Here is a 13,935-nt window from a genome sequence, read left to right on the forward strand (position 1 = left end):
CGCCGATGATAGCGGTGGTGCTGTGACCCAACCCGATCAAATCCCGTGTAATTGCCCCCGGGGCGCCGTGCCGGGCTCAGGCCGAGAGGAAGCGGTATAAATTTCGCAACATCGCCGCTGTCGCACCCCATATGAAGTACTCCTTGTCGGGCTGCGGCGACCAGGGCATGGCAAAGAAGTCCAACTGCGTGCCCGACATGTCGAAGGCGCGGCGCTGGTGGTGGCGGGGGTCCATCAGGAAGTCCAGCGGCACCTCGAAGGCCTCGGCCACCTCGCCCGGGTCGGGCCGCATGATCAGGCCCTCGTGCTCACCCGCTTGCGGCGTGATCAGGCCCACCACCGGCGTGACGATGAAGCCGGTGCCGGTCGTGTACGTGGGCAGGCTGCCCAGCACCTCGATGCGCTCGGGCTCCAGCCCCACCTCTTCGTGTGCTTCGCGCAGGGCTGCTGCCACCGGATTCAGGTCGGTGGGCTCCATGCGCCCCCCCGGGAAGCTGATCTGCCCAGCGTGTTTTTTCAGGTGTGCAGTGCGCTGGGTCAGCAGCACCGAAGCGCGTTCACGCATGACCAGCGGCACCAGCACCGCCGCCTGAACCGGGTCGGGCGCCCGATACCACTTCTCGACCTCGATGTCTGGCTGCCAGATCGGTGGTGACGCAAAGCGCGCGCTCAAAGCCTGACGCGAGAATCGATCAGGCGAGACGGGAGGCAGGTGAAGGTCGTGCCCGAGCAACTCGGCGGCACGCGGGTCGATGGTGAGGGCCATGCGCCAATGATAAAAGCCGCCGTCGCGTGAGCGAGGGCGGCTTGAGCAGTGATGACTGCGAAAGAGGACCAGCTTACGCGAGCTTCTCTTTGATGCGTGCCGACTTGCCCGAACGCTGGCGCAGGTAGTACAGCTTGGCGCGGCGGACGTCACCGCGGCGCTTGACTTCGATCGAAGCGATCAGCGGGCTGTACAGCTGGAACGTGCGCTCCACGCCTTCGCCGCTGGAGATCTTGCGGACGATGAAGCTGGAGTTCAGGCCACGGTTGCGCTTGGCAATGACCACGCCTTCGTAGGCCTGGACACGCTTGCGGGTGCCTTCGACCACGTTGACGGACACGATCACGGTGTCGCCAGGGGCGAAAGAGGGAATGGTCTTGTTCAGACGAGCGATTTCTTCTTGCTCGAGCTGCTGGATGATGTTGGACATCAAAGGCTCCTTGATGATCATGCCCGCGCGTTGAAAAATTGGCGCCAAGTGCACGCCCCTTTGCAAGAGCGGCCCCAGCAAAGCCGGGCAGAGGATCGGAAAACCGCAGATTATAGCGTCAAACTGCGGAGAAAGTCTTCATCTTTTTTCGACAGCTCGCCACGCACCCTGGCCGCCTCGATCAGCTCTGGCCGGCGACGCGCGGTCAACGCCAGTTGCTGCTCGCGACGCCAGCGTGCGATCTGCGCATGGTGGCCCGACATGAGCACCGGCGGCACGGCCTGATCGGCAGCGCCCTCGGCGCCCGGCAACACCTCGGGGCGGCTGTAATGCGGGCAGTCCAGCAGGCCATCCGAGAAGCTGTCCTGCTCGTGCGAGGCAGCGTCGTGCAACACGCCGGGCTGCAGGCGCGCCACCGCATCGATCAGCGTCAGCGCGGGCAACTCACCGCCCGAGAGCACGTAGTCACCCAGGCTGAGTTCTTCGTCCACGTGGGCATCGATGAAACGCTGGTCCACGCCTTCGTAGCGGCCGCACACCAGCACAGCGCCAGGGCTGGCGGCCAATTGCTGCACGCGCTTTTGCGTCAAGCGCGGCCCGGCCGGGCTGAACCAGATCACCGGCAGGCGCTCGCCACGCTGCTCGACCTGCTGCGCACGGATGGCGCCCAGGCAGCGCACCAGGGGCTCGACCAGCATCACCATGCCTGGTCCACCACCGAATGGCCGGTCATCGACCCGGCGGTAAACACCCTCGGCGTGATCGCGAAGTTGCCACAGGCGCAGGTCCACCTGGCCTGACTCGAAGGCGCGCCGCGCCACCCCGGCCTGCTGAAAGGGCACGAACAACTCGGGAAACAGCGTGATGACGTCGAAGCGAACGGCCATGGACAAACTCCCAAGCTCAGCGCAGCCCTTGGGCGCTGGTCACCCGTGCAGGTGATCAGTAATCGAGGCCCCAATCGGCCACGATGAGCTTGTCGGCCAGGCTGACGCTCACGATGTAGGCCGACACGAAGGGGATCAGGCGCTCGGCAGGCTTGCCATCGGCGCCTTCGTGCTCGCAACGCAGCACGCTTTGGGGCCCGGTGTCGAGCAGGTCGATCACGCGGCCGAGGGACTCGCCTTGCGGGTTGCGCACATCCAGGCCAATCAGGTCGACCCAATAGAACTCACCCTCGTCGGGCGTGGGGAAGGCCGAGCGCGAAACAAAAACGCGAGCGCCCTTGAGCGCTTCGGCGGCGTTGCGGTCGACCAGGTCATCGGCGGTGACGACCACGACATCGCCCTGCTCGCGGGCCGTCTTGACCTGCAGGAAACGAGGGCGAGCCAGCTTGGCCGCGCCCGCGGAGGTCACGGCACCTGCGGCCTTCGTGGCCTGGGCAGCTGGTGAAGCACCGGGGCGAACCACAGCACCCGCGCTGGCTTCAGCGGGGCGCAGGAACCATTTCTTCGTGCAGAAGAGGGCCTGGGGGTCGGATGAAAAGGGCTGCACCTTGATGCCGCCCTTGACGCCCCAGGCGTCGACGACGCGCCCCACTTCCACCGCGTCTTCGGGCCAGACGACTCCGTCGTCCAGCACCAGCGGTGTGCTCGGGGCGCGATCCGTCATGCCTGATCGATCAGGCGGCGGGCTGGGCCTTGCCGGCTTCGCGCAGCAGGCGGGTCACGGCGGCGGAGGGCTGAGCGCCGCTTTCCACCCAGTGGTTCACGCGGTCGAGCGACAGGCGCAGGGTTTCGGCCTTGCCGGAAGCCACGGGGTTGTAAAAGCCCACGCGCTCCAGGAAGCGACCGTCACGACGGTTCTTCTGTTCAGCAACGACGATGTTGTAGAAAGGGCGCTTCTTGGAGCCGCCACGTGCAAGTCGAATCACGACCATGGTGTGTCCTTCAGATCAGTTGGGCGGCCACCTCGCCCGGGAGACACTCGGGGATCGGCAGCCAAAGCCGGCACGCTGCAACCCTTCGACTCATCGGGGGGATCAGGCCTGCCGGCGGTTGATTTTTCGGCGGCACGATTAGATACGCGCAGGCCGGCTGCTGCGGCAAAAACAAGCCTTGCCAAGCATCAACCAGCCCAGCTCGGGCCGCAAAACCTCGGATTATAGTCTGACGACACGAGATTGCGCAAAAAACTGCACCTCGCCCCCTGACAGCACCGACTCTCGACAGCTCGCTGCAAACACCTCCAGCCCATGGCGACCTCTCCCTCGACACGCGCGCCCCGCTCCAAGACCCTGGCCACCTGGCTGGCGCTGCTCGGCGGCCCCCTGGGCCTGCACCGCTTTTACCTGCACGGCCTGGGCGACCTGCTGGGCTGGCTGCTGCCCGTGCCCACGGCCATCGGGCTGTGGGGCCTCAACCGGGTGGCCGAGTTCGGCCAGGACGACCACTTGTCCTGGGCGCTGATCCCGGTGCTGGGCTTCACCGTGGCGGCCACCATGCTGCAAGCCATCCTCTACGGGCTGACCCCGGACGAGCGCTGGAACGCCCGCCACAACCCCGGCACGCCTGCCTCGCAAGCGCCGCAAGCCGGGTGGCTGACGGTGATCGGCATCGCCCTGGCGCTGCTGATCGGCGCTGGCGTGCTGATGGCCACCATCGCCTTTTCCGGACAGCGTTACTTCGAACTCCAGATCGAGGAGGCGCGCAAACTCAGCCAGTGAGCCCTGGCCTGCACGATAATTACGGGTTTTCCGCTCCACGACGACGCCCGCCCATGACCGCCGCCACGCCCCCGAACCAGAACGCGCCCATCACGAATGCGCCCCTGACGTATGACCAGGCCGGCGTCAACTACGACCTGATCGACCCGCTGAAGGTGGCGGCACAGCGCGCAGCGGCAGCCACCGGCACCCACCTGGCCAGCCACGGCTTCAGCGAAGTGTTGGCCTCGCGTGGCGAGTCGGCTTACGTGGTTGACGTGGGCCCGATGTACCTGGCCTCCATCGTCGAGTGCCTGGGCACCAAGACCCTGGTGGCCGATGAGATGGCCACCCTGACGGGCAAAAGTTTCTACGACGGCATCGCGCAGGACACCATCGCCATGGCGGTCAACGACCTGATCACCGTGGGCGCCACGCCCCTGGTGGTTCAGGCCTACTGGGCCGCTGGCGGCTCCGACTGGTTCGGCGACAAGGTGCGCGCCAACGCCCTGGTGGCCGGCTGGAAGAAGGCCTGCGAGGTCTGCAACGTGGCCTGGGGCGGCGGCGAGACCCCTGCCCTGGCCGGCATCGTGGCCGATGGCCGCGTGGACCTGGCCGCATCGTGCACCGGCATCATCAGCCCCAAGACCCGACTGTCGGTGGGCGACAAGCTGGGCGCGGGCGACGCCATCGTCTTCCTGGCCTCCAGCGGCATCCACGCCAACGGCCTGTCGCTGGCGCGCAAGCTGGCCGAGCGCCTGCCCCAGGGCTACCTGACCGACATCGGCAACGGGCAAAGCTACGGTGAGGCCCTGCTGGCGCCCACCACGCTGTACTCGCCGGTCACCGAGGCCATGGCCGCCGAGGGCATCATCCCGAACTACTGCGCCAACGTGACGGGCCACGGCTGGCGCAAGCTGCTGCGCCACCCCAAGCAACTGACCTACCGCATCACCGCCGTGCCCCCGAAGACGCCGGTGCTGGCCTTCATGCAGAAGGAATGCGGCCTGGACGACCACGAGGCCTACGGCACGCTGAACATGGGTGCGGGCTTTGCGCTGTACGTGGCGGCCGAGCAGGCAGAGCGCGTGGTCGCGATCTCGAAGTCACTGGGCATCGACGCCTGGGTGGCCGGCCGCGTGGAAGACGGCCCCAAGCAGGTCGTCATCGAGCCGCTGGGTGTGACCTACGGCGCAGAGGAGCTGCAACTGCGCTGACGCCACCCGAGGGGCAACCCTCGGTGTGCATTCAGTTTGCCCCTGAACCGCCGATAAGGCGCTCATCCGTGATGGATTTCACCGGCTTTGCTTCAGGCAAAAGGGTGACGATCCGTCGGGGAGAGCGCCTTTCGCATTTCCTGGGCAAACCACATGATCAACATCCGCAACATCCGCATTGGTCAACGACTGACGATCGGCTTCGGCCTCGTGATCGCCCTGATGGTGTTGTTGGCTGGCCTGGCCCTGACCCGCATCCAGGGCCTGAGCCACGAGACCACGGAGATCGTGCACGGCACCTACCCTCAAACGGTGACCGCCAACCGGATGAAGGCCCACCTCAACGAAATCTCTCGCAGCATGCTCAGCGTGCTGGTGATGAGCGACGACGAGCAGATCAAGGGTGAGCTGGCCAACATCGCCAAGTACGAAAAGCTCAATGTCGAGCTGGCGGCCGAGGTCGAGAAGGCCCTGACCGACGAAGCCGACAAGGAACTGCTGGCCAACCTGACCAAGTTCCGCGAACGCTCGAACAAGGCCCAAAAGGCGTTCGTGGACCTGGTTCAGGCAGGTCAAAAAGACGATGCCCTGACCAAGTTCCTGTTCTCGGTGCGCTCGATGCACACCAAGTACTTCGACGCGCTGGAGCAACTCAATGCGCGCCAGAACGGCCTGATGGAGGCCGCGGGCGCTCGCTCTGCAGAGACCGCCCGCAACACCACCGTGTTCATCCTGGGCCTCGCGGGCGCGATCGTTGCCGTCAGCGTCGGCGTGGCCTTGTTCGCGACCCGCAGCATCACCCGCCCCCTGACGCGCGCCGTGTCGCTGGCCAAGCAAGTGGCGGCAGGCGACCTGAGCGCCTCGATCCAGAGCGAGAGCCGGGACGAGACAGGCGAGCTCATGCGCGCCCTCGACGAGATGAACCGCAGCCTGCAGCGCATCGTCGGTGACGTGCGCCAGGGCACCGTCGCCATCGCTTCGGCCTCGTCTGAAATCGCTTCGGGCAACTCGGATTTGTCGGTGCGCACCGAGGAGCAGGCCTCATCGCTGGCCCACACCTCTTCGGCCATGAACGAGCTGACCCGCATCGTGCGACAGAACGCCGAGAGCGCCAGCGAAGCCAACCAGCTCGCCTCCACGGCGTCGCAGGTGGCGGCACAAGGCGGTCAGGTCGTGGCCCAGGTGGTCGACACCATGGGAGCGATCAACGCCTCGTCGCGCAAGATCGTCGACATCATCAGCGTGATCGACGGCATCGCATTCCAGACCAACATCCTGGCGCTGAACGCCGCCGTTGAAGCCGCTCGTGCTGGCGAGCAAGGGCGTGGCTTCGCTGTGGTGGCTGGCGAGGTGCGCACGCTGGCGCAGCGTTCGGCCACCGCCGCCAAGGAAATCAAGTCGCTGATCAACGAGTCGGTGGACAAGGTCGAGCAAGGCAGCAAGCTGGTCAGCGACGCTGGCCAGACCATGGACAACGTGGTCTCGAGCGTGCAGCGCGTGACCGACATCATTGGCGAGATCACCGCCGCCTCTCGCTCGCAAAGCGACGGCATCGAAGAGGTCACCCGAAGCATCCAGAAGATGGATGGCGTGACGCAACAGAACGCCGCCCTGGTCGAGCAAGCCGCTGCGGCCGCCGAATCCATGCAGAACCAGGCACACAACCTGGCTGCGGTGGTCAGCGTGTTCAAGCTGGATTCGAACGCCTGACGCTCCCCCCCTGACCCGCGTGTATCGATCGCAAAGGAACCCACCATGAAAGCCCGACTCTCTGCCCTGATGACCGCCGCCGCCCTGACGTTTGGTGCCTTGCCCGCTGCCCAGGCGGTCCAGGTCCAGGGCGTCAACATCGAAGACTCCGCCACCGTGGCAGGCAAGACCCTGGTGCTCAATGGCGCTGGCGCCCGCATCAAGGCCGTCTTCAAGGTTTACGCCATCGGCCTGTACCTGACCGAGAAGAAGAGCTCGCCAGCTGACGTGCTGGCCCTGAGCGGCCCCAAGCGCTTCAAGATCGTCTTCCTGCGTGAACTGACCTCCGATGAATTTGGACAAGCTTTCGTCGCGGGCATCAACAAGAACCTGGAAAAAGACGAGAAGAGCAAGTTCATCAACCAGATCACGAAGATGGGCGAGCTGTTCACCGAATTCGATGGGGCCAAGAAGGGCGACGTCATCATCGGCGACTACGTCCCCGGCGTGGGCACCACCATCACCTTCAATGGCAAGCAGCTGGGCTCGACCATGCCTGACGGCGCCTTCTACAACGCCATTTTGCGGATCTGGATCGGCGCCAACCCGGCCGACAACCTGCTCAAGCCAGCGATGCTGGGCGAGTGAATCTGAGCCCTCGAGGCCCGCGCGTGCCGGGCCTCGCGTACAATGGTCGATGACGGGCCTCCCTGCATGGAGGCGCGGCCAACCGGGTCAGATCGGGAACGAAGCAGCCCTAACCGTTTGCCGCCAGTGCCAGGGTCAAGGCTCGTCACCCTTTTTCACCTCATGGATGCCCCTCGCATCGCGGCCAGGTCCGAACTTTGCGCAAACGTTCGGGGCACCTGTTGACGACACCGCAGCGACCCGATGGCACCCGCTTCCCCCTCCGCCCCGTCCCCCGCACGCCTGACCGATGCAGGTCACACCCTGGTGCCCATCGACCTGGGTGATCGCAGCTACGACATCCTGATCGGCGGAGGGCTGCTCAAAACCGAGAGCTTCGCCGGGCTGCCCAAATCGTCCAAGGCCCTGATCGTCACCAACACCACGGTCGGCCCGATCTACACCGCCAAACTGCGCGCGGCCATCGCCCCGCTGCACACGGAAGTGCTCGACGTCGAGCTGCCCGATGGCGAGCAGTTCAAGGACTGGCCCGCGCTCAACCAGGTCTTCACCAAGCTGTTGGAAGAAGCCGCCGACCGCAAGACGGTGCTCTACGCGCTGGGCGGTGGAGTGGTGGGCGACATGACCGGGTTTGCTGCGGCCTGCTACATGCGCGGCGTGCCCTTCGTGCAGGTGCCGACCACGCTGCTGGCGCAAGTGGATTCGAGCGTGGGTGGCAAGACGGCCATCAACCACCCCGCCGGCAAGAACATGATCGGCGCCTTCTACCAGCCGCTGCGCGTGGTCTGCGACCTCGACACGCTGGACACCCTGCCCCAGCGCGAGCTGCTGGCCGGCCTGGCCGAGGTCATCAAGTACGGCCCCATCGCCGATGCCGAATTCCTCACCTGGCTGGAAGCCAACCTCGACAAGCTGCTGGCGCGTGACCGCCAGGCGCTGATCCACGCCGTGCGCCGCTCGTGCGAGATCAAGGCCTGGGTGGTCGGCCAGGACGAGAAGGAATCGGGCCTGCGCGCCATCCTGAACTACGGCCACACCTTCGGCCACGCCATCGAGGCGGGCCTGGGTTATGGCGAGTGGCTGCACGGCGAGGCCGTGGGCTGCGGCATGGTGATGGCGGCCGATCTGTCGGCTCGACTGGGCCTGATCGACGCCGACACCGCGGCGCGCATCAAGGCGCTGATCGAACGCACGGGCCTGCCCGTGGTCGGACCCGACCTGGGCGCCGAGCGTTACCTGGAACTCATGCAGGTCGACAAGAAGGCCGAAGGCGGGCAGATCCGCTTCGTGGTGATCGGGCCGCTGGGCCAAGCCACCATGCAGCCGGCACCGGAAGACGTGGTGCGCGAGGTGATCGCCGCCAACGTGGCCAAGCCCGCTTGAGGCCTCACTCGCTCAAGCCCCGCACGATCCGCGCATGACGAACGCCCCTTACGCCAGCCGGCCCGATCGTTCGCGAGGACGGCGACACGCCGAGCCCTCTGCCCCCACCCGCAGCGACTACCAACGCGACCGCGACCGCATCGTGCACAGCACGGCGTTCCGGCGCCTGGTCTACAAGACGCAGGTCTTCCTCAACCACGAGGGCGACCTGTTCCGCACGCGGCTGACGCATTCGCTGGAGGTGGCGCAACTGGGCCGCTCCATCGCCCGCTCGCTGGGCCTGAACGAAGACCTGGTCGAGGCCGTGGCGCTGGCACACGACCTGGGTCACACGCCCTTCGGCCACGCGGGCCAGGACGTTCTCAACGAATGCATGGCCGAGCACGGCGGCTTCGAGCACAACCTGCAGTCGCTGCGCGTGATCGACGAGCTGGAGGAGCGCTACCTGCCCTTCAACGGCCTGAACCTGACCTTCGAAACACGCGAAGGTGTGCTCAAGCACTGCTCCAGGCGCAACGCTGAACTGCTCGAAACGGCCGAGCCGGGCGGCGTGGGCCAGCGCTTCCTGGAGGGCACCCAGCCCAGCCTGGAAGCCCAGCTGTGCAACCTGGCCGACGAGATCGCCTACAACGCCCACGACATCGATGACGGCGTGCGCTCTGGCCTGGTCACCATCGAGCAGTTCGAAGCCGTGCCGCTGTTCACGCGCTTTCGCGACGAGACGCTGGCCGAGTTCCCCGGCGCCACGGGCCGCCGCCTGCTTTTCGACACCATCCGCCGCATGCTTTCTCAGCAGGTGTACGACGTGATCGACGCCACGCGGGCAAAGCTGGCCGAACACCGGCCCGCCGACGCCGACGAGGCCCGCCGCTGCCCGCCCCTGGTGCGCTTCAGCCCCGAGATGCGCGAAGCCAGCACCCAGCTCAAGCGATTCCTGTTCAAGGAGCTGTACCGCCACCCGCAGGTCAACGAGACCACGGCGCGGGCCAAACAGGTGCTCACCGAGCTGTTCCACGCCTACGTGGCTTCACCTTCCGAGATGAAACCGGCCTACGCGCAGCGCGACGACCTGCACCGCGCCGTGGCCGACTACATCTCGGGCATGACCGACCGCTTCGCCGTGCGGGAGCACGAGCGCCTGACCGGCCGGCGCATCTTCTGAGCGAAGCGCACCCCGGCTGAATCGGCGGAACTGGGGCCTGCGCGCCCTGTTCATCGGCCCAGCGGGTCGGGCCAGCGAGCCCTACTCTGGCGAGCATGGACCCAGGCCGCCCGAGCCTGCGCAGGGCCGCCATGCAGGCGCCCGCGATGGTCCTGACTGAAAGGATCGACGATGGCCAGCAGCCAGCCCCTCAGCGTGCTCATGTTCATGACCGGTCGCAACTGCGCGCCCTACGTCAGGGAGGCCATTGGATCGGTGGCCCGGCAGACGCACCCGAACGTGCACGTGCTGTTCATCGACGATTGCTCCGACGACGACACGGCGGGTGCCGCCCAGGCGGCCCTGTCCGAGCTGCTGCCCGGCCGATTCGAGCTGGTGCGCAACCCTGAGCGCATGGGCAAGGCCTGCAACGCCAGCACCCACCTTCGCCGCGCCGCGCGCGAGCACGACATCGTCGCGGTGCTGGACGCGGACGACTTCCTGCTGGACGTGACCGTGCTGGCGCAACTCGCCCACGCCTACCGCCAAGGCAACGACGTCGTCTGGACGAACTACCTGACAGACCACGGCCGCTTCGGCGGCAACGGCCCGCTGGACCGCAACAAGTCGCCCCGCGCCCAGCGCTGGCTGACCAGCCACCTCTTCAGCTTCCGGGCCTCGCTGCTCGAAACGGTGCCGGAGGAATACTTCCAGTACCCCGATGGGCAATGGCTGGACGCCGCCTGCGACCTCGCCATCGCTTACCCCATCCTCGACCAGACGCGGCGTTACCACTACATCCCGGTTCACGCCTACCGCTACACCGAGAGCAACCCGCAGTCGCACCACAACCAGGCCGAGGAGCGGCAGACCTTGTCCTCGCCCAAGCAACGCGCCTGTGCGCAGATCGTGCTGTCCAAAGCACCGCTGCCCCGCCTCGATCTCGCCGAAGCAAGCGCCCCAGTGGCCCGCACCGCTCCCGCTGCGCCCGTGGCAGCAGCCTCTCCATGGGAGACCGCTTGCGCGGTTCACCTGGCCCAGCAGGTGCCCAGCTTGCTGCAAACCGTGCCCGCCAACGAACTGAACGCGCTCGACGCCGTGCAGCTGCTGGCCTGGCAACAGCACCTGGGCCTGATCCCGGGCAGGCAGGTGCTGTGCATCGGCACCGGGCCCGCGCTGGAGGCCCTGGCCTGCCTGGCCACCCAGCATGGCGCCTGCGTGACCCGGCTGCGCGCCACCGAATCGGCCACGCCTTTGGCGCCAGTGCAGGACGACGTCATCGCGCCTTGGGCCGAATACATCCTGGAAGATGCCCCCGCCTACCTGCCCGAGCTGGCCGCCGTGCCCGAGGGCCCGGCCTTCGACACGGTGGTCGTCGCGGCCGATGCATGGGGCGGCAAGCGCCTGCCCCTGGTGGGCCTGGCGGCCATCGCACCGCTGATGCACCCCACCCACTTCGACCTGTGGATGCTGGGCCTGCCGGCTGACGAGCTGCGCCAGGCGCAAGACCTCATCGGCCAGGTCATGCCGGACGTGACGATCGGCTGCACGAGCTCTCGCCTGCCCGCCTTGCACATCCAGGCCCGGCTGAGCGCACAAGCCGACGCCACGGAAGCCGCCGCATGAGCACCCGCGCAGCACCCGGTGCCCGCACCGTGCACCTGATGGTGCTGGACAAGTTCATCCCGCGCTTCATCGACTTCGTGGCTGAACACTTCGACCTGGCCGAGCACCGCTTCTGCCTGATGGGCGCGGCGCGCTGGGAGCACGGCCTCACCCCGGCTCACCCGGTGGAATGGGTGGCCAGCGCCGACGACCACGTCCGCCTGGTCGAGACCCTGCACAGCGCAGAGCGCATCGTGCTGCACGGCCTGTGGTCAGAGGCGATCAACCGCATCCTCTACGCCCTGCCCGCGCTGGCGCGCAAGTCGCACTGGGTCATCTGGGGCGGCGACCTGTACCAGGCTGTGCCCACCGAGCCGTCGCCCGGCTGGCTGCACCAGGAAATCGTGCGCCAGGGCGTGATCTCGCAACTGGGCGGCATGGCCGGCATCCCTGGCGACATGGTCCTGGCGCAAAAGCGCTACGGCGGCCAGGCCCAGCACCTGAGCACCTTCGCCTACCCGTCGAACATCGCGCCGCGTCATGCCCCGCCGCCCACAGGGCAGCCCGGCGTGCGCATCCTGGTCGGCAACTCCGCCACCGAGACCAACTGCCACCTCGAAGCCTTTGCACTGATCGGGCGGCATGCGCGAGACGACATGGAAGTGCACTGCCCGCTGTCCTACGGCGACCCCAAATACCGCGAACTGGTCATGGCCAATGGCCGCGCGATGTTCGGCGCGCGCTTCAAACCGATGCTGGAGATGCTGCCCCTGGCGGCCTACAACGACTTCCTGACCGGCATCGACATCGCCGTGATGCACCACAACCGTCAGCAGGGCATGGGCAACATCGTCAGCCTGCTGGCGCTGGGCAAGAAGGTGTTCATGCGCCCCGACCAGGCCCACACCCGCTACCTGAACCAGCTGGGCCTGGCCACCTGCGACCTGAGCGAGTTCGACCCCACCCCCTTGCCCGCCGCCCTGCGCGAGCGCAACATCGAGCTCGCACGCGCTCACTTCTGCGCGGACCGGCTGGCAGGCGACCTGAGCAAGCTGTTTCGCCAAGATCAGCGCAGGGCCGCGGCTTGAGGCGAAAGCACGCAGCCGGATAAGGCCTCAACAGGGCTGCCGCCAAGCCGGTTATCCGCGCCTTGACCCCGCGCCAAAACCTCAAGATGCCAGCATCGGAGGTGGCTCATGCAAGCTCACATGCCGGCTGCGCCCTTGGCGGCGCGCCCCAACATCCCCTTCAACAAGCCCTACCTGCACGGCAGGGAGCTGGTGTACATCGCCGAGGCCGTGGCCTCGGGCAAGATCTCGGGCGATGGCGTCTTCACGCAGCGCTGCCACGCCTTCTTCGAGCAGCGCTATGGTTTCCGCAAGGCGCTGATGACCACCTCGTGCACCGACGCGCTGGAGATGGCGGCCCTGCTGCTGAACATCCGCGAGGGCGACGAGGTGATCGTGCCGGCCTTCACCTTCGTGTCGACGGCCAACGCCTTCGCGCTGCGCGGCGCCCGCATCGTCTTTGCAGACAGCGAGGCCCACAACCCCAACATCGACGCCGCCAAGCTGGCCGAGCTGATCACGCCGCGCACCCGTGCCATCGTGGTCGTGCACTACGCCGGCGTGGCCTGCGACATGGACCCGATCCTGACGCTGGCACGCGAGCGCGGCATCGCCGTGGTCGAGGACGCGGCCCAGGCCATCGATTCCTTCTACAAGGGGCAACCGCTGGGCAGCCTCGGGCTGTTCGGCGCCTTCTCCTTTCACGAGACCAAGAACGTCATCGCGGGCGAGGGCGGGCTGCTCACCGTCAACGACGCGGCCCACGTCGCGCGCGCCGAGGTCATCCGCGAAAAGGGCACCAACCGCAGCGCCTTCTTCCGTGGCGAGATCGACAAGTACGGCTGGGTGGACATCGGCTCGTCCTTCCTGCCCTCGGACATCGTCTCGGCCTACCTGTACGCGCAGCTGGAGGTGCTCGACACCATCCAGGCCCGCCGCAAGGCGCTGTGGAAGCGCTACCACGACCAGCTGGCCGCCGCCCTGCAGCGCCACGAGGTCGAGGCGCCCTACATCCCCAAGTGGGCGACCAACAACGGCCACCTCTTCTACATCGTGTGCCGCTCGCTGGAACACCGCACCTGCGTGCTTGAGAAGTTGCGCGCGGCCGGCATCCACGCGGTCTTTCACTACCTCTCGCTGCACAGCAGCCCCTACTTCCAGCAACAGCACGACGGTCGAGCCCTGCCTCACAGCGACCGCTTCGCCGACTGCCTGCTGCGCCTGCCCCTGTACTACGAGATGACGGACGAGCAGTGCGACTTCGTCTCCGACACCCTGCTTGACGCGCTGCAGCGCTGCTGAGCCCCCTTCCAGATAGGAGCCCGCCCATGAAAGTCCTGATCAA

The 13,935-nt window shown here is 66.8% G+C and carries 14 protein-coding genes and 1 other RNA gene; 10 read left to right on the top strand and 5 right to left on the bottom strand.

Translation table 11 applies throughout. The features are described from left to right. Nucleotides 1-76 precede the first annotated feature (76 nt). The 5 genes from ABG80_RS13070 to rpsP form a co-directional block, all read right to left on the bottom strand. Nucleotides 77-766, bottom strand: coding sequence for a CoA pyrophosphatase (locus tag ABG80_RS13070; protein WP_058088039.1), 690 nt, complete (start codon nt 764-766; stop codon nt 77-79). A gap of 73 nt (nt 767-839) precedes the next feature. Beyond that, the gene (rplS, locus tag ABG80_RS13075; RefSeq protein WP_058088201.1) at nt 840-1,196 is read right to left on the bottom strand and encodes a 50S ribosomal protein L19; all 357 of its coding nucleotides are present in this window, start codon (nt 1,194-1,196) and stop codon (nt 840-842) included. Nucleotides 1,197-1,306: 110 nt separating this feature from the next. Next, entirely contained in the window at nt 1,307-2,083 is a 777-nt protein-coding gene (gene trmD / locus ABG80_RS13080; RefSeq protein WP_058088040.1) for a tRNA (guanosine(37)-N1)-methyltransferase TrmD, read from the bottom strand. Nucleotides 2,084-2,138: 55 nt separating this feature from the next. Further along, nucleotides 2,139-2,807 (bottom strand): ribosome maturation factor RimM, encoded by a 669-nt coding sequence (rimM, locus tag ABG80_RS13085; protein ID WP_058088041.1) that lies wholly within the window; start codon nt 2,805-2,807, stop codon nt 2,139-2,141. Between the two features lie 10 nt (nt 2,808-2,817). Continuing rightward, entirely contained in the window at nt 2,818-3,075 is a 258-nt protein-coding gene (gene rpsP, locus ABG80_RS13090; RefSeq protein WP_058088042.1) for a 30S ribosomal protein S16, read from the bottom strand. A 315-nt stretch (nt 3,076-3,390) separates the two neighbouring features. Between rpsP and ABG80_RS13095 the strand changes: the two genes are divergently transcribed. The 10 genes from ABG80_RS13095 (at nt 3,391) to rffA (ending at nt 13,892) form a co-directional block, all read left to right on the top strand. Next, nucleotides 3,391-3,861, top strand: coding sequence for a hypothetical protein (locus tag ABG80_RS13095; RefSeq protein WP_058088043.1), 471 nt, complete (start codon nt 3,391-3,393; stop codon nt 3,859-3,861). Between the two features lie 53 nt (nt 3,862-3,914). Next, nucleotides 3,915-5,057 (top strand): AIR synthase-related protein, encoded by a 1,143-nt coding sequence (locus ABG80_RS13100; protein ID WP_058088044.1) that lies wholly within the window; start codon nt 3,915-3,917, stop codon nt 5,055-5,057. Nucleotides 5,058-5,210: 153 nt separating this feature from the next. Then, on the top strand, nt 5,211-6,767 hold the full coding sequence (locus tag ABG80_RS23805; protein WP_058088045.1) for a methyl-accepting chemotaxis protein: 1,557 nt from the start codon (nt 5,211-5,213) through the stop codon (nt 6,765-6,767). A 45-nt stretch (nt 6,768-6,812) separates the two neighbouring features. Then, complete coding sequence (locus ABG80_RS13110) at nt 6,813-7,394, top strand: chalcone isomerase family protein (RefSeq protein WP_235513846.1); 582 nt, start codon at nt 6,813-6,815, stop codon at nt 7,392-7,394. 51 nt (nt 7,395-7,445) lie between these two features. Continuing rightward, nucleotides 7,446-7,544, top strand: an RNA gene (gene ffs / locus ABG80_RS21475) — signal recognition particle sRNA small type. 93 nt (nt 7,545-7,637) lie between these two features. Continuing rightward, complete coding sequence (gene aroB, locus ABG80_RS13115) at nt 7,638-8,777, top strand: 3-dehydroquinate synthase (RefSeq protein WP_083506071.1); 1,140 nt, start codon at nt 7,638-7,640, stop codon at nt 8,775-8,777. A gap of 34 nt (nt 8,778-8,811) precedes the next feature. Continuing rightward, entirely contained in the window at nt 8,812-9,939 is a 1,128-nt protein-coding gene (locus ABG80_RS13120) for a deoxyguanosinetriphosphate triphosphohydrolase (RefSeq protein ID WP_058088047.1), read from the top strand. A gap of 171 nt (nt 9,940-10,110) precedes the next feature. Then, entirely contained in the window at nt 10,111-11,544 is a 1,434-nt protein-coding gene (locus ABG80_RS13125) for a glycosyltransferase family 2 protein (RefSeq protein WP_058088048.1), read from the top strand. Continuing rightward, nucleotides 11,541-12,611 (top strand): TDP-N-acetylfucosamine:lipid II N-acetylfucosaminyltransferase, encoded by a 1,071-nt coding sequence (locus tag ABG80_RS13130; protein ID WP_058088049.1) that lies wholly within the window; start codon nt 11,541-11,543, stop codon nt 12,609-12,611. Before ABG80_RS13125 ends, ABG80_RS13130 begins: the two co-directional genes overlap by 4 nt. Before the next feature lie 108 nt (nt 12,612-12,719). Then, entirely contained in the window at nt 12,720-13,892 is a 1,173-nt protein-coding gene (rffA, locus tag ABG80_RS13135) for a dTDP-4-amino-4,6-dideoxygalactose transaminase (protein ID WP_235513847.1), read from the top strand. Nucleotides 13,893-13,935: the final 43 nt, after the last annotated feature.

Origin of the sequence: Aquabacterium parvum, from assembly GCF_001447195.1 — a bacterium.
Taxonomy (GTDB): Bacteria; Pseudomonadota; Gammaproteobacteria; order Burkholderiales; family Burkholderiaceae_C; genus Aquabacterium; species Aquabacterium parvum.